Source organism: Paenibacillus hemerocallicola (assembly GCF_006265175.1).
GTDB classification, from domain to species: Bacteria; Bacillota; Bacilli; order Paenibacillales; family NBRC-103111; genus Paenibacillus_AB; species Paenibacillus_AB hemerocallicola.
Window position 1 is genome coordinate 1 of sequence record NZ_VDCQ01000055.1, and the last position, 23,039, is coordinate 23,039.

General features: G+C 55.1%; 12 protein-coding genes. 7 read left to right on the forward strand and 5 right to left on the reverse strand.

All coding sequences use genetic code 11. From position 1 onward, the window contains the following. Positions 1-504 precede the first annotated feature (504 nt). A complete protein-coding gene (locus FE784_RS29400; protein ID WP_139605834.1) occupies positions 505-1,899 on the reverse strand; it encodes an extracellular solute-binding protein in 1,395 nt (464 codons plus the stop codon). A gap of 174 nt (positions 1,900-2,073) precedes the next feature. Further along, positions 2,074-7,047, reverse strand: a complete 4,974-nt coding sequence (locus FE784_RS29405) for an Ig-like domain-containing protein (RefSeq protein WP_176706620.1) — start codon at positions 7,045-7,047, stop codon at positions 2,074-2,076. A 759-nt stretch (positions 7,048-7,806) separates the two neighbouring features. On the opposite strand from FE784_RS29405, the gene FE784_RS29410 reads away from it, so the two are divergent. From FE784_RS29410 to FE784_RS29430, 5 genes are all read left to right on the forward strand, one after another. Continuing rightward, a complete protein-coding gene (locus FE784_RS29410) occupies positions 7,807-8,763 on the forward strand; it encodes a 3'-5' exoribonuclease YhaM family protein (protein ID WP_139605836.1) in 957 nt (318 codons plus the stop codon). A 247-nt stretch (positions 8,764-9,010) separates the two neighbouring features. Then, the gene (locus tag FE784_RS29415; RefSeq protein WP_139605837.1) at positions 9,011-10,957 is read left to right on the forward strand and encodes an alpha/beta hydrolase family protein; all 1,947 of its coding nucleotides are present in this window, start codon (positions 9,011-9,013) and stop codon (positions 10,955-10,957) included. Between the two features lie 430 nt (positions 10,958-11,387). Next, on the forward strand, positions 11,388-13,034 hold the full coding sequence (locus tag FE784_RS29420; RefSeq protein WP_176706621.1) for an extracellular solute-binding protein: 1,647 nt from the start codon (positions 11,388-11,390) through the stop codon (positions 13,032-13,034). Positions 13,035-13,170: 136 nt separating this feature from the next. Next, positions 13,171-14,031 carry an ABC transporter permease gene (locus FE784_RS29425; RefSeq protein ID WP_139605875.1) on the forward strand — a complete coding sequence of 287 codons (861 nt, stop codon included), beginning with the start codon at positions 13,171-13,173 and terminating at the stop codon, positions 14,029-14,031. 19 nt (positions 14,032-14,050) lie between these two features. After that, the gene (locus tag FE784_RS29430; protein WP_139605876.1) at positions 14,051-14,926 is read left to right on the forward strand and encodes a carbohydrate ABC transporter permease; all 876 of its coding nucleotides are present in this window, start codon (positions 14,051-14,053) and stop codon (positions 14,924-14,926) included. Positions 14,927-15,010: 84 nt separating this feature from the next. On the opposite strand, the gene FE784_RS29435 is transcribed toward FE784_RS29430, so the two are convergent. Then, entirely contained in the window at positions 15,011-17,287 is a 2,277-nt protein-coding gene (locus FE784_RS29435; RefSeq protein ID WP_139605839.1) for a helix-turn-helix domain-containing protein, read from the reverse strand. Between the two features lie 220 nt (positions 17,288-17,507). Here FE784_RS29435 and FE784_RS29440 point away from each other — a divergent pair, with 220 nt between their 5' ends. After that, positions 17,508-18,320, forward strand: a complete 813-nt coding sequence (locus FE784_RS29440; RefSeq protein ID WP_176706622.1) for a Cna B-type domain-containing protein — start codon at positions 17,508-17,510, stop codon at positions 18,318-18,320. A gap of 429 nt (positions 18,321-18,749) precedes the next feature. Here FE784_RS29440 and FE784_RS29445 read toward each other — a convergent pair whose 3' ends face one another. Next, positions 18,750-21,302, reverse strand: coding sequence for a helix-turn-helix transcriptional regulator (locus FE784_RS29445; protein WP_176706623.1), 2,553 nt, complete (start codon positions 21,300-21,302; stop codon positions 18,750-18,752). Between the two features lie 343 nt (positions 21,303-21,645). On the opposite strand from FE784_RS29445, the gene FE784_RS29450 reads away from it, so the two are divergent. Beyond that, positions 21,646-21,915, forward strand: coding sequence for a hypothetical protein (locus FE784_RS29450; RefSeq protein ID WP_139605842.1), 270 nt, complete (start codon positions 21,646-21,648; stop codon positions 21,913-21,915). Positions 21,916-21,958: 43 nt separating this feature from the next. Here FE784_RS29450 and FE784_RS29455 read toward each other — a convergent pair whose 3' ends face one another. Beyond that, the gene (locus FE784_RS29455) at positions 21,959-22,963 is read right to left on the reverse strand and encodes a LacI family DNA-binding transcriptional regulator (protein WP_139605843.1); all 1,005 of its coding nucleotides are present in this window, start codon (positions 22,961-22,963) and stop codon (positions 21,959-21,961) included. Positions 22,964-23,039 lie beyond the last annotated feature (76 nt).

A 23,039-nucleotide genomic window follows, 5' to 3' on the forward strand; every position in this document is an offset into this window, starting at 1 on the left:
ATGCTGAATGCTGAATGCTGAATGCTGGATGCTGGATGCTGAATGCTGAATGCCGGACGCCCCGGACGCTGAAGGGCCGGCGAATAACAAGAACGAGCTGTAAAATATGCAGTTATTTTGGTGAAGAACGATACTGCGGTCGTTGCGAACTGGAAAATATACAGTTATTTTTGCTCTTCAACGCCCCTTTTTCGGTCTGCGTCGTTTTACCGGCATATTTTCCATTTATTTCGGCGATAATCCCCTTTTTTCCGAATTTACCTGCATGTTTTACAGTTATTTTGCGGAGGGACCCTCTCTTCATTGTTATTCGTTAGCTGTCTAGGGTAGTTTCGAGAGACTTATTCGCAGTTTTTCTAAATGCTGAATGACTGCTGGTCCGAATGTTGGGTGAATGGTCGAAGAGCCGACCGGGTAGCCGCTGACCGGATGACGGCCTAACGGCTAAAACGGCTAAAACGGCTAAAACGGCTAAAACGGCTGAATGGTTAAAGCTCCCTCGCTTTACGATTCGTTTGCTCGGAGAAACGATCGCCATACCCGTTCGAACGTTTCGGTTCGGCACCATACCATTTCCATGGCGGTCGTCAACTCGTTTACTTGGCTGAAGTCGAGTCCGAGCGCATGCACGAGCTCGATATCGGACAGTGTCTCTTTGAACGTGTAATAACCGCTTCCGCGAAAGGCGCTGTGCGGATATTGAGCGGATTCCGCCACCTCGGGCGCGGCCGGCAACGTAGTGCCGTTCGCTTTGATATAGGCCTGAATCGGCTTGGACAGCACATAACGGATAAACGTCAGCGCCTCCTGTACGTGAGCGCATTCCGCGCTGATGCCGATGCTGGTGGAAATCGCCAGCGATTTGTCTACGGCGCCGGCCGGGAATTTGGCGGCTCCCCATTCGAACGCGTCGCTGCGGTTTTGCTGCTCGCTTAAATAAAAGGTGGATAAAATCATCCCCGCCTTGCCCTTTTGAAACAGTTGCTCGCTCAGCCCGACGCTTCGCAGCAGCAGCGGCGCCGACTGATGCTTGTAAAGCAGGTCGAGAATGAAGCGGATGCCGGCATTGTCTTCCTGACCCGTCTGGCACGCATCGCCGTTCCGGACGAAGCGCCCTCCCGCCTGCAGGAAAAACAACGGCCAACGAAAGAAGGAGGGCGAGAAGGCAAACCCGTACTGAATCGTACCGTCGTCGGCTCTCCGGGTCAGCCTGGAAGCCGCCGCGGCCAAGTCGTCCCACTTCCAACCGATATCCGGATAAGAGATGCCCTCCTGATCGAACATCGACTTGTTGTACAGCAGCATGACCGGAGAGAAGGTGATCGGGGCCGCGTACAGCCGTCCGTCGTGCACGTTCGCTTTCCATAGAAACGGATATACATGCTCGTTAACGTCCCGCCCGTCCAAGGGACGGAGAATCGTATGAATCGGCTCCGAACGCAGCTCCATCATGAACCGGTTCGTGATGCTCATCAGGTCGGGCTTATGGTCGCGGCTGTTGCCGCTGCGGTAGCCCGCATAGATCGAAGGGGTAGATTCGCTCTGAAAAGGCACGAGCCGGACTTGAATGTGAGTATGCTCGTCGTTGAAGCGCGAGACGATTTTGCGGATGAGCGGATACTCGTGGGAAGGCATGTACCAGTATAAATTCAGCACCGTTACTTGGAGCTCGGAGCACTCCAGCCCGCGAACGACGCTGCCCTTGCCCGGAATCGTGTCCAGCAAGCCTTGGTCGGCCAACTCGGCTACCGCCTTGCGCACGGTAGGACGACTGACGCCGAATTGCCGCACGAGCGTATTCTCCGACGGCATATAGTCGCCTTTCCTCAGCTCGCCGCCGACGATCATCAGCTTCAGCTCATGCAGGAGCCTGGCGTATTTCTGGGAGCTTGCTCTCACTGCGGCCCCTCCTGTCCGAGCGTGTCCTGTCTTATTCAAAATAATGATAACATAACCGACAATACGACAAAAGCCGGCTTGTCGCCGGCTTTCGTCCGCCGCTTCTTCGCGGCACTTGCTCCGTCGCTGCGGGGCAGACACAACACCCGACCGTCCCGGAATTGCTCCTCCGATTCACTGCACCTGGAGGCTCAGCGGAGCGGACTGCTTGCCCCCGTACGTCGCCTGGATGACCGTCGTGCCCGCCTTCTTGAAGGTGACGAGCCCGGTCGAGGAAACCTTCGCGATACTGGGATTAGTGCTGCTGTACGACGCCCATGGGGTAACGTCTACCGTTCTGTCGTCGCCGTAGGTCGCGGTCACGACGGCTTGCTGCGTCGTATCGGCCATCGGCGTCGCCGCGAGTCCGCCGAGCTTCACGGAGGACAGCGATGCGCGCTCGTGCGTCAGCGCGATGTAAAAAGCGGATTGTGCCGCAATATTGTACACAAAACCCTGTTCGAAGTCGTTGGCATCGACATAGGCGCGTATGGGCGTAATGTCACCGATATCGAGCGCGTAACGGGAGCTTCCCAGCGCCGTGACACCCTTGATCGTATACGCTCCGTTGCGTACCGCATCGTTGTCGGCGACAAGCATCCGACCGACCAGCGTTTCCGGCTGAACTCCGTGCAGATTCATTTCCGCCACGATTTGATTATGCGGCGACAGCTCCCGCGTAAAATCTACGACAGTTCCGCTAAGACGGCCATGCGGCTCGTCGATGACGGCGCTCCCCGACAAGCCGAGCAAACGACCGTCATGCGTATAAGCATAGTCGAACAGTCCGTTTCGTTCCGAATAGACGCCGAAAAATCCTTGGAATTGCAGGCGGCCGTCAATCGTGTAGGTCGTATTCGGGTCGAGCGAGTAAATAATATAGTCTGTTCGGCCGTCGGTCAGCTCGACTTTTACAGCCTGAATGGAATTGTTCTGCACGACGGTCGCCCCGTTCTTGATCTGCACCGATGCGATCGATTCGATAATCCGGTTGTCCTTGTAAGGCTCGATGACCGAGACGAACGTGGATGCGAGGTTCGCGCCGCTCCGGGAGGCGACCATATAGCGCACCGACTCCGGGCTGTTCGCGTTCATTTGCGGCGGCTTGCCGCTAGCCAGCGCCACTTCGTCGACAGGGTTCAGCATCGTCAGGCGGAGATGCACGTCGGGATCCTGATCATACACGTTCCAGGTATCCTTCACCTTCCAGTCCACGCTGAACGGAGCTTGCGGAGCGGCGGCCCGGTCCACGTCGTACAAGTAGTGGAAGCCGCTTCCCATATAGCTGCCGCCCGAGCCGCTGCCGGGCTCCTTTTGCCCATAGGGTACATTCGCCCCGGCATAGGTGCCGACGTACTGGCCGCTGCCGTCCTGCTGCGGCACCAGCTGCAGCCCCTCGGACGTTACGTCCGCGTCCGCCCCGTGAAAGCTGAACGTATGCGAGCTTCCGCCTTCGACGCGGAAAAAGTCGACGGCGTACGATTGTTCCCGGTCGGCGCGAATGAGCGCTGTCGTCCGGCGGTACAGATCCGTGTCCGGGTAAGCTTTGGGCGCTTCCACATCGAACAGCTTCACTTTGCCGCCGCCGTCGAAATGGAGCGGGAGCCCGATAATCGAGTTGCGCTGCTTCGACTGATCGACGACGACCGTGTTGTGGGCGATCGTATTGGACGTCCATTCCACCCGCTTCGGATCGTTGCCCGTTATGTCGGGGTAACCGAGATCGGGAGCGAGATCCATCCCGTATGCGTGACCGCCCAGATTGAGCGTGTCGCGATGCCCGTGACCGCCGTTGCGCCCGTAATACATCCAGACGGAGCGCTGCGTATCGAGCTCGGCGTAGTTCCACTGCTCTCTTTGCTCGGGGGTCAGCAGTGCGAGCTCTTTAAAAGCCGCATAATGGCCGGTCGATTCCGGCGCCTTCCCGGCGTAGGCGAATGTAAGCGTATGGGTGCCGGCTGTAAGCTCGCGTTCGTCCAGGACGGAGAAGGCTGTCGGCGCCGACCCGCCGTAGAAGTCGTAGGTGCCGACGGGCTGCCCATCGATAGAATACGCATACTGGCCGTAGCTGGGCGCTTTGTTGGGCAGCATCGCGATCTCATAGTGCCTGTCAGCGGGAACGTCGAATTCAAATGTAATTTCCGCACCGGCTCCGTCGAGATTTTGAAACAGCAGCGCTCCGTAATTGGTCAAATACTTCGTGCCGCGATTGGCCGATACTATAGGCAAATCTTTAAAGGCATATACCGTTCCGCCTGGCCGGGAGCGCGGCGTTCCGTCGCGCAGAGCGGCAAAGCCATAGCCGTTCATAACGGTGCTGTCCAGCGTAAGCTCCCCTTGGGCGGCAATGATGTCGGCGATATCGGCGCCGGTCCGCTCCGGATCGGACGAGAAAATGCTGCCGTGCAAGCCGTCGGTGCTGTTGCCGTTTTTCATATAAATGAGCTGTCCGAGCTCGGGATCTCCCCAATGCTCGAAAGCCAAAATATCCTGACTGATATCGCCGATCACGCCGGGCGAGCCGAGCAGTCCGGAGTCCCCGATCGACGGCGTATACTTGCCGAGCTGCGTAAGCTGGAAATGGGAGAAAAACATTTTCCGGAATTTGACGTTCTGGTACAAGTCGTACTCCGGGTATCGTTCATAGCCGTCCAATACTTCCGCCGTTTCCAAAAAGTTGCGCAGCCAGCCCGCATTGTAGCCGGGAGCCGCCTCGTTGCCCATGCCGTCCTGATCGACCTCGTCGACCAACAACCGGGACATGTCGCCTCCGGTCACCCGATACTGTCGGCCGTATGGCGCATCGGGATCGGTTACGCGGATCAGGTCCCCGGATTGAAAGACGAAATCGAGCCAGTCCTTGGAGGTGCCGGGTTCGTCTAGCACGACCGCGGCAAGCGCCAGCGCGCTTTGATGCATGCCCATATTGCCGCGTATTTGCGATTCGCGGACGCCCGGGTATACGACGCGGACGATCCCGTCCTCGATGTTTTTGCGGATAGCGCCGACGGTATGCTTCGGATTGGCCATATCGTACGCCTGCGCTTTGGCGGACAAGAAGACGGCGAGCCTTTGCTCCAGCCCGTCCATCGCGGGGAAGAAGGCATCGTAGGCATACAGCAGCGCCTTGGCGAGGCCCGTTTCCCAAATATCGTTGACCGCCTTGCCTTGCGCGGAATGGCCGGACGGATCGCCGTTGTCGAAGCCTTTGCCCCATGGATACGCCGTAACGTCGAGATCCGGGTATACGTCGGCGACGCGGTCGAGCAGCAGCAGGCCTTTGAACGCATATTCGGCGTTTCCGGTAAATAAATACGCGTCCCGCAAGCTGTTCAGCGCCTTCATAATAAAGCCGTTATACCAGATGCCCCAATGGTTGTAGTAAGCGATAAACGTCCAGATGTCGCCGTTCTCGTCGGGCCATCCCCAGCCGTCGTCGATTCCCCAGGTCGAGCCCGGATTTTGCGTATTCGTCAAGTAGGCGGAGCCGTTTCGCATGGCGAGCTCGTAATCGAACATGCCGTGGGCGTCGAGGCCGCTCGCGTAGAACGAAGCGAAATCGTTTGTCGGGAAAAATCGTCCGGTCACCGGGCTTTGCAGCTTCCACGGATGATTCAGAACGTCGATTTTCCACGGGTAATTGCCGAAATCGCGAATCGTCGAATCGTCCGGATCCGGACTCGGCTTCTGTGTAATCAGATAACGGGTCGCGATGCCGAGGCTGCGCGATACGCTTTGCGGCGTTACGATGCTCCACAGCCGTTCGTCGTTTATCGCCAAATAGGGTGCCGCATTCGTGACGGCCGCGTCTCTTTGCGCCTGAGCCCAGCCGTACTGTGCGATATTGCTAGCAATATTCGCCCGCTTGGCCGCGGTGTAGAACGTGCTCTCCGTCTTGCTGCCGCTTATCGGCCCGCTGAAATTGTCGGCGCGCAGCGTAATTCTGGACGTGCGGGTTACGCCGTCCGATGTTGCCTTGACCTGAATGACGCTGCTGCCCGGAGCGAGCGCCTGGAAGCTGCCGGTAGTCGGGTGGATCGCGATGACGCCGGGAGTTTTGCTTTCATACGTAACCTGGGAAACGGTGGAGGCGTCCAACAGCGAGCCGTCCGTTTTCAGGCCGTACCAGCGGATCGCCCCGGTATCTCCGACTTCGTAAAGCGTCTTCGAGATGTTGACGGCCAGATGGTCGAACTCGGCCTGCTCGGCCGGGGCGAGACCGAAGGACGCTTCGTCGAAGTAGGCGGTGCCGGTGTTCGCGCTGCCCAGGTAGAGCAGCAGCGTCGCAGTTGCCGCGTTGGCCGGCGCTTGCTGCCTGATCCGGATATCGGCCCAGCCGCCGATCGTTTTGTTCGCTTTCGTGCTGACAGGCGTGATGCGCTGGTTGGACGAATTCCAAAACTCCAAATACAGCTCGGAGCCTTTGTCCACGTTGTAGGATTTGACTGACGCCTCGTATACCGTACCGGGGACGACGGGGATTTTCACGCTGCGCAGACCGGCGGACGACGAAGGGTTCGTCAGCTTGACGCTGTACGTGCCGGCATACACTTGATCGGTCGCGGACTCGTACTGCTGCTGCGCATTGTAGGCGATCCATTGGGTAGGCTTGCCGTCCGCCACCAGCTCGAAGCCGGGGTTGGGAGGGAGCTTCGCGAGACCGAAATAAGCCTCGTCGTAATAGGCCGTTCCCGTGTTGGCGCTGCTCAAGTAGAGCAGCAGGGTGGCGTAGGCGGCGTTCGAGGGAGCCGTCTGCTCGATCTCCATGCGCGACCACTCGCCGCGCGTGCTGTTCGTTTTGATGCTCACGGGAGTAATTCTGGTATTGGAAGAGTCCCAAAATTCCAAGTACAGCTGGGAATTCGTATCCGCGTTGTAGGACATGACGGAAGCCCGGTACGACGTGCCGGGAGTTACAGGGACTTTGACGCTGCGCAAGCCGGCGGACGAAGAAGGGTTCGTCAGCTTGACGCTGTACGTGCCGGCGTACACCTGCTCGGTAACCGACGCGTATATTTGCTGGCCGTTGTAGGCAATCCACCGGGTCGGCTTGCCGCCCGCCGTTTCTTCGAAGCCGCTGTTGGCCGGCGGCACCGTTTCTTGTAGCATGTTGGGAGCCTCCTCCGCATAAACCGCATATGTGGCGATACCGAACGATTGCAGGGCTAGCATAAGAATCAACAGCAAAGACAATCGTTCGCGCAACGCTTTCGCTAAAAATCGCAGCACCATCATCAACTCCTCGACTCGTTTAGCTGTGTCTGAAGGGCAAGTTTCTGGTTGCGAGTGTTTGGCAAGCGCTTACATTCGGGCGAACAGGGTGCCGAACCGGAAAGAGTAGCCGCAAAGCTTGCCTATTTTCGTCATAAGACCTCCTTTTTCCATAAAATAGTTGAATTAAAACTTACATGTATAACATACATGTTGATAAAGTTGCTGTCAACGAAAACTTGTATATTTCCTGTATATACAGTAGTCCGTCGATGAATGCAAAAATAGCGTTGCATGCGAGGGGAAAGAGACCGGGCCGCATTGAAGCGAGTCGGGCCTATTGCTTTTCAAGCATGCGGAATAGCGGAAACAAGAGCTCCGCTGCCGGATCGAAGAGGAGCAAACCGTTCCGCTATGCGGCGAAGGAAGCGCGTATGGCAGACCAAACGGAACAACAGTTCCGCTATACGGCGGGAACCCGCGGAAAAACATCCTCGGTGGAACTGAATGTTCCGTAGAGTCTTGCCGAACTCGTGGAGTCAGCAAGTAGAAGAAGAAAGGCTTTGCAGTAAAAAAAAAAGAACACATGTTCTGTTTCCTGGCGCGAAATGCTGCTATAATAAGGAAAGAGGCTTTTTGCATAAGGTGGGATAGCAGATGACATTAATCAAGCAGTTGACTAATCAAGAGGAGTTTACCGGTTTTTATTTGCTCAAGGAATTGGAGCTCAAGCAGACCAATTCGACGCCGGCCAAAGATTATTTCGACATCGTGCTATGCGATTCCAGCGGTCAGGTGCCGGCTAAGTATTGGGACGTTTCTCCGGCGGACAAGGAAGCTTTTTTTCCGATGGGGCTCGTCAAGGTACGCGGCCTCGTTCAAATGTACCGGGAAAAACAGCAGGTCAAAATTATGAAAATCCGCAAGGCGACAGAGCGGGACGGAGTATCTATAACCGACTTTATCCGCTCGGCGCCGATTCGCCCCGTCGATCTCGTATACACGATTCAGCAAGCGGTGCAATCGATAGCCGATGCGGACATCAAGACGATCGTGCAGCATTGCGTCTCCAAGGTCGAAGAGAAGCTGCTGCACTATCCGGCAGCGAAAACGCATCATCACGCCTACTGCGCCGGGCTCGCCTACCATATCGTCAGGATGCTGGAGGTAGGGGAGTTCATATGCAGACAGCGGCCGTTCCTTAACGCCGATCTGATCAAGGCCGGCATCATTCTGCATGATATCGCGAAGCCGGAAGAAATGGTCGCGCAGCTCGGAATCGTAAGCGAATACAGCGTTCCGGGAAAATTGATCGGCCATATCAGCCTGGCGTCGAATTGGATTACGGAAGCCGCGATCTTGCATAATATGCCTGCGGACTCGGATCGCATCATCGCCCTGCAGCATCTCGTTCTCTCCCACCACAATCTGGGAGAGTGGGGAAGTCCCGTACAGCCGCAGATGGCCGAGGCGGTGGCACTTCATCATATTGATGCGCTCGACGCCAAGCTGCAGATGGTCGAGGATGCTTTGGACGCCACGCCCGAATCCGAGCGGTGGACTCCCGTTATAAGAGGGCTGGACAATCAGGCGATTTATCGAACCGGTTTTTAGGTGAAGGCTCTTTAAGGCTCTTTATACTATCGAACTTCTTATATGGACAGCAGGGGGCCGGCTGAAGCCGGCTTTTCCTTTCCGGTCGATAGCCATTGCCGGAGGGGATCGATGGAAATTTTCGACAAAAACAAATCGGAACCGGAGACTAGCCAAGCAAAAGGATTCAATGCTATAATTTTGATCGTATAGTAATCGATTTCTAGATGTACACTCTCAAGCTTAACAGAAAAAGGAGTCGTTGAATATGTCCCGGATATCCGAGCTCGAACGTTACTGCTGCACCTTGTACGATACGCGCGATCAATTGAAGCGTCATATTTTCGACCGGGCGGATCGGGCATTTGAAGAAGGGGATCGTGCTCGCGACCGCGTGTTGGATCGGGAGCAGCTGAAGGCTCGTCAGGCCGGGATGAGAGAAGCGTTCCTGACCGCGATCGGCGGGCTGCCGTCCACGGACGCGCCGTTGAATGCAAGGACGACCGGGACTTCGAAAGGCAACGGATACAGCGTCGAGAACGTCATATTCGAGTCGCGGCCCGGCCATTACGTAACCTCGAACCTTTATTTGCCCGATCGACGGGAGGAGCGTTCCGCCGCGGTTTTGTTCCTTAGCGGACACGAATACGAGGCCAAGCACTGCGCCTACTATCATGAAGTATGTTTGCGTTTTGTCCAGGCGGGCTTGATCGTCTTGGCGATCGATCCGATCGGACAAGGGGAACGGCTAAGCCTCTGGGACCCGGACAAGGGGAGCAACGACGTAATATGGGGAACGCGGGAGCATCAGCACTTCGGCGTAAAATGCCATTTGCTCGGCGAAAGCGTCGCGCGCTATTTCATCCATGATGCGATGCGTGCGGTCGATTATTTGTGCGGACGTCCGGAAGTGGATCCGGCGCGCATAGCGATTACCGGAAATTCGGGCGGCGGCACGCAGACGGCGATGATGATGGTATGCGACGACAGGCTCGCTGCCGCAGCTCCGGCTACCTTTATTATGAACCGCCAACAATATATGCATGCAGGCGGCGTGCAGGATGCCGAGCAAATATGGGCCGGCTTGACCGCCGTCGGCTTCGATCACGAGGACTTGCTGCTGTCGTTTGCGCCGAAGCCGCTGCTCGTGCTGGCGGTGCAATACGATTTCTTCCCGATCGAAGCGACGCGGCGCACGGTCTCCCGTTGCGGCCGTTTCTGGGAGATGCATGGCAAGAGCGATCTGCTGCGGATGGAGGAGGACGAGTCGACGCACCGTTATACGGATCGCTTGGCCCAGGGGGCGGCCGAATTTTTTCGCGAGCATTTATCCGTTCGAACCGAGCCGGTCGCCGCGGATCGATCCCCGTTGACTCCGCTGCCCGTCGAGCGTCTCCTCTGCACAAGCAATGGACAAGTCGTACAAAGCTTGCCCGACGCCAAAACCGTCCATGACGAGATTATTTCGCGTTGCGGGCAGCTGCGGCGGATGCGGACCGGGGAGCGATCGGACGACAAGGAGCGGGAGGCGCTGGCGTGGCTTCGCGAGAAGGTGATCGTTCCGCGAAAGCGTTGCGATTTAAATGTGCGTCGTATTACAACGGGAACGGCGGATGGGCTGCATGTGGAATACCGGCTTTGGTGGTCTCAGTCCGGTCTTATGAACAGCGGGTATATGTTCCGGAGCGAGGGAGCCGAGCATGCCGGACGGAGGCCCGTTACGGTGGGCGTGTGGCTCGGAGGGACGAGCCGGCTGGCGGAGCATTGGTCTTGGATTCGGGAAACGTGCGGCAAGGGGCGGGACGTGCTCGTGCTGAACAGCTCCGGCGTCGGACCGCATGAGCCTTACGCGATATACGGCAAGCCGGCTCACCCGTTCTTCGGCGTCATCCATAAGCTGACGGACGACCTGATATGGCTTGGCGACAGCTTGGCTGCGATGCGCGCGTACGATGTCATCCGATGCATCGATATGATCGGACATGTCGATCATGCCGGGAAGGAAGCGTTCACGGTCGATTTTCATACGGAAGGACGGCAGCAGCTTGTCGTGCAGCTTGCCGCCGCGTTGGACGCAAGGGTCGGGTCGGTTACGTCGGACAGCCCGCTGCGCAGCATCTCGGATTGGGTCATATCCGAGAAGTACGAGGAAGACGACGTGATGAGCGTGGTCATGCCCGGCATATTGAACTATTATGATTTCGGTGAGCTTTGAATAGTAAAAATCCATAGAAGCCCGTTTCAGCTTGTTGTTTAGCTGAGCGGGCTTTTGTCGAACGTATGGGAGAGCGACGAAGTTCCAGTAACGATCGGCATCCGAGGGAAATCAAAGGATTAACTGTGGGGAAAGGATGCTCGTAATGCGCGCGGGGAAAACTACAGACACACTTACATATATGGGATTTAGTCGTCGGCATTACCGATAGCGGTCAGCAGACGATATTCCGATTGTTTTTTAATATGCCGATCTTTCGATTATGGCGATCCCGTCGACGTTTCTACAAATGGGCGATGGTTCGCACCGTCATTTCTCGTTTATAGTTTAGCCAAGCGGCAGTTCGGGCAAGGCGATGCAATGGCGGTCGGCCATTTGCGTTAAAGCGGTGTCGCCGCTAATCAAGATTCGAAGAGGAGGCCAAAGCTTTATGGTAAACAAGAAAAGGGGTTTCACGGCCATATCCGCCGTATTGGCAGCGACGGTCGCACTAGCGGGATGCGGCTCGGACGAAGGCGCGGGAAAAAACGCCTCGAACGACGGAAAGGCGGCTGCTCCGAATAGCAATGCTCCGGTCGAAGGCTACACGCTCCCGATCGTAAAAGACGGCAGCGTTACGCTCGGCATAGCCGCTCGCGACTTCGCCTCTCCTTACAGCTATACGAAAGGGTTTCCGGTGTGGCAGGAAATCGAGAAAAGAACCGGCGTCAAAATCAACTGGATCGTGACGCCCAACGATCAATACAACGACGTCATGAACGTGAAGCTGGCGGCAGGCAAAGATTTGCCCGACATCATCACGCTTCCTACGGCCGATCCGGTGAAGACGGCCGACGACGGGCTGATCATTCCGCTCGACGATCTTATCCATAAATATGCTCCGAACATCAGCAAGTTTTTGAAGGACAATCCGGAAATCGACAAGAAGATGCGCTCCCCGGACGGCAAGCTTTACGCGATATCATCGGTCACTTCAGGCGTAGCCTACTCGGACCCTTACGGCATCCTGATCCGTCAAGACTGGCTGGATAAGCTGGGACTGAAAGAACCGAAGACGTTGGACGAGTGGTACGCCGTTTTGAAAGCGTTCAAAGAAAAAGATCCGAACGGCAATGGCAAGCCTGACGAGATTCCTTTCGTACCCGACCTGAAGCTGAGAGGGCTTACCGTATTCGGCAGCGCGAAAGGCTTGCATCTGTTCTACAGCTCCGGCTACTATCCGGACAAGAGCGGCAAGGTGCAGTTCGAATGGCTGAAGCCGGAAGCGAAAGAGCTGGTTGTCTGGCTGAACAAGCTGTACAAGGAAGGGTTGATCGACCCCGAATTTATGACCAAGACGTCGGATGCGACCCGCGCCAACATTACCCGCAGCGAAGCGGGCGTCACGAACCGGTTCCTGAACGGCAAACCGAGCTTCGAGTCGGCCATGAAGAAAGCGGGCGAGCAATCGGTCGTCTGGAACATGACCGTACCGCCGGCGGCGGACGGCGACAAAGGCTTCTACGAGAAATACGGCCCGATCAGCGGCTGGTACGGTATTACGAAGGATGCCAAAAACCCGGAAGTGGCGATCAAATTCCTCGACTACATCTACGCGAGCGAGGAAGGCAACCGGTTCCTCACGTTCGGTATCGAAGGAAAAAGCTACACGATGGTGAACGGTCAGCCGAAGTTTACGGAATTCGCGTACAAAAATCCGGAAGGACTGGACATCAACACGGCTCTCCGTTCGCTCGGGGCTACGCCGACGATGCCTTGGATCCGCGCGACCGAAGGTCCGTTGTCTTTGCAGGTCAAGGAAATTATGGCACTGGATCCGAAAAGCGCAGAGCAGGCCAATAAGGTGGAGTCTTACCTGACCGAGGCGAACCCTTACTCGCTTCCATCGGTCGAGGAATCCGAGACGCTTGCCAGATACCAGTCGGAGATTACGACCTATGTCGATTCGACGATCGCCAAATTCGTAACCGGCGTAGAGCCGATCGATTGGGATAAATTCACGAATCAGGTCAAAGCGCTCGGCATCGACAAAGTGCTTCAAGTGAAACAAAAACAATACGACCGGTACAAAAAGTGACCGGCCGATCGGAACGGGAGGGTGAAAGACCGTGCGAACGGAAGCGGACTATATAGAACAAACGGCTCTTCTCCCCCGTAAGAAGAGCTGGTCGAAACGGTTTCGGCAAACGGTGGAGCGCGACAAATATTTGTATATGCTCATTTTGCCGGTGTTGATTTATTACGTGGTGTTTCATTACGTTCCGATGTACGGCATCATCATCGCGTTCAAAAAGTTTCAGCCCTTGAAAGGCATCTTGGGCAGCTCGTGGGTCGGGTTCCGCTATTTCGAAGAGTTTTTCACGGCTCCCTATTTTTGGCGGCTGCTGAAAAATACGCTTCTTCTCAGCTTCTACTCGCTGGTGTGGGGGTTCCCGGCCCCCGTAATTTTCGCCCTGCTGCTAAATGAGGTCAGGCACAAGCTGTACAAACGGCTGGTGCAAACGGTCAGCTATTTGCCTCACTTCATCTCGATTGTCGTCATTGCCGGCATGGTCGTCAGCTTCACCGGACTCCGGGAAGGCATCGTCAACCAAGCGCTCGTGTTGATCGGCATGGAGCCGATCAACTTCATGGCCGAGCCCGGCTGGTTCCGGACGATATTCGTCGGCTCCGGCATCTGGCAAGGGTTCGGATGGGGCTCGATCATTTATCTCGCCGCCATCGCCGGCATCGATCCGCAGCTGTACGAAGCGGCGGAAATGGACGGCGCCGGACGATGGACCCGCATGTGGCATATTACGATACCGAGTCTTATTCCGACCATCGTCATCATGTTTATTATGCAGATGGGGCACCTAATGGATATCGGCGTGGAAAAAGTGCTGCTGCTGTCCAATCCGCTTACGTATGAGACTGCGGACGTCATATCCACGTTCGTCTACCGGCGAGGGGTGCTGAACCAGGATTACAGCTTCGCGACAGCGGTGGGACTGTTCAATAACGTGATCAATTTGATTTTGCTCATCAGCGTCAATGCGCTGTCGCGCAGACTATCCCAATCTTCGTTATGGTAGGAGGGCTGATACCGTGAATATGTCAAGAAGAACTTGGGGAGATCGGATATCGTACGGGTTCATTTGCGCGATTCTGGCCGTCGCCCTCCTCATTACGCTGTACCCGTTCGTCTATGTGCTCAGCATGTCGATCAGCGACCCTATTCACGTCATGAACAACTCGGTGTGGCTGTTTCCGAAAGGCTTTTCCCTCGAAACGTACAAGAAGGTGTTCGAGAACGGAGAAATTTGGGTCGCATACGGAAACACGCTGTTTTACACCGTCGTCGGTACCGCGATCAATGTCGTCATGACGTTTCTCGCCGCCTACCCGCTATCCCGGCGCACTTTCTCCGGACGCAAGGTCATAATGGTCGGCGTCGTAGTGACGATGTTTTTCAGCGGGGGACTCATCCCGAGCTTCATTCTGATCAACGAGCTGGGCTTGTACGATACGAGATGGGCGCTGCTTCTGCCCGGAGCGGTCAGCGCCTTCAACATCATTATCGCGCGCACGTTTTTCCAGAACATTCCGGAGAGCCTGTTCGAGTCGGCCAAAATGGACGGGGCCAACGATATCGGGATTTTGTTCCGGATCGTACTTCCGCTGTCCAAAGCGGTGCTGGCGGTTCTCACGCTCTTTTACGCAGTCGGGCACTGGAACAACTATTTTAATGCGATGCTGTATGTGTCGAATGTGAAGCTGCAGCCGGTTTCCTTGTATTTGATGAAGATTTTGATCCAAAACCAGGACCCGACGATGCAGGACATGAGGGAAGCGCTGGACCGGATGCTGTTCTCGATGCAGCTCAAATATACGATGATCGTTATTACGACGCTGCCGATCGTCTGCATTTATCCGTTCCTGCAAAAATATTTCGTCCAAGGCGTGATGATCGGTTCGTTGAAGGAATAGGCGGACGAGCAACTTTTGATAAGCGCCGGGTGGCGCAAATAGAAGGCCGCACGGAGCAGCTTATGCCGTGCGGCCTTCTTGCCTTCAAGTCTGCTGCGCGTCGTCCCCTTCCTGGATCAGGAGGCGGCGGTATTCGCCGGGCGTGACGCCGCATATTTTTTTGAACATGCGGATGAACGAATTGACGTTCTGGTAGCCGATCTTCTCCGAAATTTCGTTGATGCGGACGTCTTTTTCGCCCAGCATTTCTTTGGCGCGGCGGATGCGCAGGTCATGCAAATAATCGGTAAAGGTCATGCCCGTCTTTTCCTTCAGATAGGTGGACAAATAGCTGCGCGACCGCTGCAGCTGCTCGGCCGCCATTTCCAGGGAAATGTCCTCGTTGTAATGCTTCTCGATATAGTCGAGCACGAACTCCTTGACCGGGTCGTGACGGTCTTTCTTTTGCCGGATCAGCCGGCACGTCTCCTCGATGCATGCCGTCAGTACGCGCTCCAGCTCCTCGACGGTGCGGCTTTCCTGGATTTGGGCGTATGGAGAGTGGCTTTCCATCAAAGCGCCGACATCGAGATGGTGCGTAAGCAGCGCTTTAATAAGCTGGGAGGCGATTTCTTTGCCGAACAGCGTAAACTGATGCGAGTTCATCGCCTTCTGCTCCATTTGCCTCAGCAGGCGTCCGACGATTGCGACGGCCCTCTCGGCCTCCCCGGCCTGCAGCTGGGCTGCCAGCTCGCGTTCCTGGGCGGACGGCAGGAATAGGAACGGATCTTCCTCGTACGGGGTATGCTCCGTTACGATCTGCATGTCGTCGGTCATGCAACGCGCCAGCAGCATTTGGCGGCATTTCTCGTATCCGGCGGCGAGTCCCGATGCTTGCAGCGGCTCCGGGTGGAACGCCACGGTCAACTGGCAGTATGCTTTGTCGCGGTCGAACACTTGCTTCAGCTTGGTCAGCACGTCGAGCAGCTTGTCGCGATTCGATTCGCCGAATACGAGTGTCAAAACCTGATTTTTCTCCGCTTGCAAAGTCACCGCATCGGTAAAATGCTCCGCAATGTTCAAGTTGATGAACTCTTGGATAAAGTAGCTCGCCTTCTCCTGGGTCTCCTCGGTCAGCTCGCGGTAATTCCTCGTGAACGCCATCTGGAATACGAGCAAGTAATACGGCTTGTCCGTCTCGATCAATTCGCGGATCGCGTTCATCGGATACAGCGATTTGGCCCCTCGAAGGTAGCCGTACTGCTTCAGCAGACTTGTTTTGTGCGTCAGGTCCGAGCTCATTTCCCGGTTCGATTGAGCCATATCGGCCATTTTCTCGTTGATCCAATTCCATTCGTGGATGCCGCTCCGGATGACGGGAGGGTTGCCCGACTGTTTCATCCCTTCGATCATTTGCTGGATCGGATTGTTGAATTTATAGCTTAAGATGACCGAGATCGCGATGCCGGTCAGGACGGCCGCCGCCATAATCGAGAGCAGCAAGGCGTTCAGCCTTGAAACCTGGGACGCGATATAAGCATGCGGAATGACGTTTACATAAGTAAATCCGGTATACGGGCCTTTTTTGTAAAAGTAATACAATTCGTCCCGGATCGTATGTCCTTCGAGCTCGGGATACATTGAAGCGTCCGCATCGAAAGCGTCTCCCTTGGCAAACAACCGCGTCCCCGTTTCGTCCAAGATGAGGAAGCTATCGTTAATGGAAAAGTGAAAACGCTCGAACATTTTCTCGCCGTCGACGAGCGCGATCAGCAACGGATTGTTGTCGGTGCCTCTTTTGGAGGCTATCGGAAACAGGAGCCCGAGATCGCTGACCGGGCCGACGCTGTCGATTTTGCGGAAGCGGTCGGCGGGGAACACGCGAAAGGCGTATTTTTCCTTCAGCTGCTCCGTCCAGAACGATTTGCCGTAGGCGGGACTGACAAAATTGGTGACGAACAGGTCGGCGGCGCTGCTGGTGCCGTTTTTCTCGATCGCATAGGAATGGTTGGGCATATAGACGAGCAAATTATTCATGTACAGAAACGTATTGTTCGTCATCGTCTGGATCTGCCGCAGCACCGATGCAACGGCTCCGTAGTCGTATGCGGTCTCGGATTTGGCTATCGCGTTCAACGTCTCGTTGAAGCTCATCAGCAGCAGGTCGTTCTGGATGAGACTGAAATGCTTCTCGTAGCCGTCTACCGTCTTGTCCAGTCCGAGCGTATTGTAACGGATAATTTCCTGTTGGATGTTCGTCTTGAAGAAGGTCAGGGAGAGGAAGTTGAACGACAGAAGAAACAGAATCATCGCAATGAACGAAATGAGGAGCTTGACGAACAAGGAGTTCCATTTCAGCTTTAGAAATCGATTAATCCTCATGCAAATGCCCCCTCATGTCTGTATTTCTTTATCTTACTATATATTTGTCGGTTTCGGTACTGCTATTCATTTCCCTCACGTTTCCCATGCTGCATGAGGCAGCCGTTTTGCGGCAATTTCCTTTGACCTCTATTACTTTGGAGACATGCCCGTCCCGACGGAAATCGATACAATATGAGCTAGTTAGACAACTTGCTTGTATAGGATGAGGAGAGTAGAGATGAAGAAGAACATGAAGTATGTTTTAGCCGCGCTTTTGGTTCTCGTTTCTTTGTTCGGCGTTTCGTCGGCAGCGCTGGCAGAACCGGCCATGGATTTCGAGATTACTTCGGTCGGCTATGAGAACGGAGTATTGAAGGCCAACGGCCTGTTCAAGAATACCGGGGACAAGCGGATCGAGAGCGTCAACAAAGTCGACGTGAAAATTTTTCTTTATAATGAAGCAGGCGAGGGCAAGCAAGTAGCCGATCATTATTTTACCGACCTTAAAGTGAATTTGAACAGCGGCGAGTCGGTAGAATATACGCTGGAATTCACCGATGTTCCGGAATATACGGACGCCACCCAATGGGGCGCAGAAGAAGGCGACTGGGAATTTACCTATATCGAGGAGCAAGCGCCTGCAGCCGAGCCTGCAGCCGAGCCTGAAGTCGCGGCAGAAGCCGCGCCTGAGGTAGCAGCTGAAGTAGCAGCAGAAGTCGCGCCAGCCCCGGAAACGGCAGCCGGAGCGCTTGATTTTGAAGTAACGGGCGTCGGTTATGAGAACGGCGTTTTGAAAGCGATCGGGAAGTTCAAAAATATTGGCGGGAAACATATCGAGAAAGTCAATAAAGTCGATGTGAAAGTTTTTCTTTACAATGCCGCCGGCGAGGGCAAGCAAGTAGCCGATCATTATTTTACCGATCTGTCGGTGAATTTGAAGGCCGGGGAAGAAGTGGAGTATACGCTTGAATTCGCCGATGTGCCGGAGTATACGGACGCGACCCAATGGAGCGCGGAGGAAGGCGACTGGGAGTTCACGTATTTCGAGTAAGAGGGAATGAAACACGCAAGATGCCGCAGGGCGGATCGAATCCGTCCGATGCGGCATCTTTTTTTTGGCGGTACGCCAGCATAATCCGCATACAACTGGAGTCTCCAGATGAAGCGGGAGCAATGTGTTGCCGTAAATAAAGGAACTATATTCCGTTATTGTCCCAAATTCCGTTACACTCTTGAAGATAACGGAACCGAATTCCGTTATCTCATCATTCGGGGTGAATATGATCGTGAACAGCGGAATAGCGGAATGGTTTTCCCTTATTTTGAAAATCGCCACGGTATTCGGGTCAATAGCATACTCCAGTTCCGCTACTTGTTGAATTCTCGGTCCCCCAAGCATCTGCAAAGGCAGCCGGCCTTTGCCGACCAAGCGGTACATGCACTTTTGTACGCGAATTAAGCTGTCGTAGTTTTTTGTGGTTCAGTCGGCGAGCAGCCGCTGCTCCTTGGCCCGGGACACCGCCTTCATCCTGCTGCTGACGCCGAGCTTGCTGAATATGTTTTTGATATGGTTTTTGACCGTGCCGACGACGACGTCGATTTGCTCGGATATTTCCCGGTTGGATAGTCCGCCTGCCATTAGATGCAGCACCTCCATTTCCCTCGAGGTCAGCGGATCGAGAAGAAGCGGGCGGGTCTGGCCATCGCTTGACCGATTCAGCGGAAACGTCCGCTCCATCGGGCGCAGCATCGTAGCGACGTAATGCGCCTGACAGGCAAGCAGCCTCAGCACCTCATCCCGGTACTGCTCAAAAGCGCGGGAAACCGAATTGTTTTCCAGATAAAGCAGAACGTTCGGATGTTCCGGTCTCGAGATCGGAAGACATAGGATGGATATCGGACGATGGTCCCGAATGTAGGGGTCCTCGCGGAATCGTTCATCGAGACGCGCATCGTCCACCTTCACCGGCGCTAACGAAGAAGCCGCGTGACGGACTATGCTGCCGGACAGATGAGGATACTGCTCTAACGGGATCGATACGCGGGAGAGCGAATCGTCTGCATTCGCTGCGATGACGAGTTCCATATAGAGCTGCCCTTCCTTCTCCAGGAGGATACAGCCTCTCTCGGCTCCGGTATTATCGAAAAGGATCCGCATGAGCTTGCGCAGCAGCAGCTCCGGATCGGCCTCCTCCAGAAACGACTGGGCCGCTTTCAAAACGCTGGACAGATCCGATTCGTTCGTTGAGCCGCGGGTCGCCGACCGCCGATCTCTTCCTTCCGCGTCGGATTTTTGCTCCTCCTTCGGAAGCAGCTCCGGATACCGATCCAGTATGGAGCGCGCTTTGATTACCGCTCCCCATTCTTTGAAGCCTTCATAAGCGTCGTTCATATAGAGACGAGCGGCCTTCTCGATGCCTTTGGATAAGAAAAAATGGGCGAAAAGCTCGTTGGCCACCGCTGCATCCTGAATATAGCCGCCTTCGCGAGCGGAAACGATCGACCTCTGGTACAGGCCGATGGCTGTCGATTCGCGGCCGGAGAGGCGCTCGATCTCGGCCGAAATCAGTTCGTGCTTGTGCTTGTAATATCCCGGATTTACCGTCGCCCACTTCTTCATTTGTTCCTGGATATGCTTCAGCTTATGCTTCACCGCGAATTTCTCGCCGCCCGGATACGTATCCCAGGCCGCGCAGATGGCCAGAGCGTAATAAAATAGATGCTCCTGATAAAGCGGAACGATACGGGCGGAGGAGATGAACGGAATCGCCGCTTCGGCCGCCCGAACGGCCTCGGAATAGTTCTCTTGCAAGTAGTACTGCTGCGTTCGGAAGGTGCAGATTCGGAATAGATGAAATTTGTCGACAGCCTTGTCTTCGGCCCCGGCGTCGGCGTAAGACCCGTTCAGCCGCACCATATCGTAGGCATTGTCGGCGATAGAGCCGGTATAGATGAGAATCAGCTGCAAATAATCGCAGAAGGCCAGAAGACGCAGGGACAGATCGGTTTTGATCACGAGCGGTAAATAGCGTTGCACGAGCACATATACATGCTCCAGCGTTCCTCGCGTGTACGCGGCATGAACATGCTCAATCATCGCAAGACCGGCGAATGCATAATTTCCCGCACTCATTCCTTGCTCGATGGCCCGGGAGAACAGAGCTTCGCCCGTCTCTGCGTCACCTCCCCAGTGAAATGTCGCTTTGCCCAGCACGTAGGTTATCGTGCTGTGGATCGTCGGGATCGGGGCGCTCTCGGAGATTTCGTACGCTGCCTTTACCAGCCGCAGTCCCGCTTCGTATCGCTCCAAATCGTAGCAAAGGTGCAGTCCGTAAAAGGCATAGGCGGCGGGGAAGCCGGGAGTATGGCCATACTTCAGGGAAAGCTGCACGAATTTGGCGAACAGGACGGTAAAGACGTTACGGTCGGCAGCGAGAGCGGGGAACAACAGGCTAAGGACAAGCTCGATAGCCTCCTGAGCGTCCGTGTTTCTGGCTTGCGGTAATGCCGCCAGCTGCGGCAAATGGTCGGCTGCAATTTTTTTGACGGCGGTTCTCGCTTTCGAGACCGCTCCGGCGCTGGGGAGCCGGGGGATGCGAATGTGAAATTCCCGCAGGCATCGCAGGCCGAGCGTGATTGCATCGGCATACATCCCTTTGTTCACATGCTGCGTAATGAGAGCCCGGCACACCCGAAGGCGTTCCAGACGGTTTCTTGCCCGAAAAAGCAGATGATCGTACAGCTTCTCCGATAACAGCGTATTTCCGCTGATGTACTGGCATTCGGCGCCATCTTCGAAAAGACTGAAGCAATAATCGAAACGGCTGCTCCAATCCCCCTCCGCGATGGCGTCGATTGCGTTCCGGTAGTGCTGGGAGGCAGCTTCGATGGCGGAGGAAGCTTTGGCTTGCCTGCCAGCGAATCTGTTTCTCTCGATTTCGAGCGTTCGATCCTCATCCGCTTCAAGGATCGACTGAATGGAATCGGCCGTTTCCAACGGTCGTATGTCGGGGGGTGTCGAGTCTATGGTCACCGGCCTCCTTCTTCGGGGAGGCATGACGATGAATATCGATTGGATGATGGGGGGATATGGCATCCGTTTGGCCGCTGCATCTATGGATCACCTGGACTTATCGTTATGTACACTAGGTAAATAGTACCATTGAATGGTCGGACTAGACAACGGGGTAAAGTCGGTGTCTGGGGAATCTTTTCCGGTACGGGACTCTCCCGGCACATTCCGAGACAGTGGGGAAGGGCCGCTCTGTCGCAGACTGCCGAGGCGGTGACGTGTCAACCTATCGATATGCTCTGCATAGGTAGATACGATTGATGACTTGCGTGATTTGACAGGCATGAGCGACGGAGATACGGTCATGATTACGTCAACCGGCCGTGTTGGTTTGTTCCGTTGGAATTCTGCTGATCGATCTGCCGAATATGCGAACGATCCGCAAATGGGCATTCATATTCCGTTAAATGGAAATAATGGGAGCGGCGGCGCATTTATAAGGATACTTGACACGGAAATAACGCCGCAGATGTTCGGGGCGAATGGGGATGGAACCGGCGATGATTCAGGAGATAAACGCTTTCTTTGCGGCAAATCGGAACGGGCAACAACCCGCTCCCGATCGTGTCAGTAGAAGTCGTCGCTGCGTATCGCAAACCCGTGCTTGTCTCCTTTGCTCAATCGCGCACTTTCCCGGTCGAAGATCGCACGAACAACTCATGGTTTAAGGTATAGTTCGTTAATGGAGTTCCGGTGTTCAAATGATTGATGACCGCTTCAATCGTCGTAAAGCCGATCTCCCGGCGGGGATAATGAATCGTAGTCAACGGTGGCGACGTATGGCTGGACATGAGAATGTTTTCACTAGAAGCGATGGACAATTGTTCGGGTACGGCTACTCCATTATCCCGGCAGGCGGACAGTACACCGATTGCCATAAGGTCATTGGCGCAAACGATGGCGGTGAACGGCAAGTCGGTTCCGCTTGACAGTCGTGAAGCCATTTGCTCATAAGCCATTTCCAACGTACCGAATGAACCGTGCATGAGCCGCTCGTCGCGGAATTCCAGCCCGTGCGATAGCAGCGCTTGGCGAAAATGCCGGAAACGGATGCCGAGATAGGACTCCCTGTTGAGCGCCCCCATAAATCCGATGCGGGTGTGGCCGAAACGGATCAGATGGTCGACCATAGCCCGATAGGCTTCAAACCAGTCGATGTCTGCGCAAGGGATACGGGCGTGTGGTTGCTGAGGCATCATAACCGAGAAGAGATTGACGCCGATTTTGGTGAAATGGTCTATCGTGTCTGCTTTCAATTGTTGTCCGAGCAAAATAATGGCATCGGCGCGTCCTGAGAAGAGCGTTTTCAGATGGTCTTCTTCCGACGGGTCGTAGGTTTGGAAAATCAGGGACTGGCCATCTTTTCTGGCTCTTTGCTCCAGACCTAGAGCGATTCCCGTTTCGAATGGGTTGCCGATATGATTGAACAGCACGCCAATCTGGTTCATTCTTCTCGTTTTCAGACTTCGGGCTGTTAAATTTGGACTGTAACCGAGCTCCCGGATCGCTTGAAGCACCTTTTGGCGGGTTGCTTCTTTCACGACAGGCTTGTTGTTAATGACATAAGACACGACAGCGACGGATACGCCTGCGTGTCTGGCCACTTCGTCTCTGGTAACCATGCACAATTCTCCTTGTCGAGCCATGTCTTGCAAATCGTTTTCAAGTTAACGATATATAGGCTTGCGAGTAAAGTCA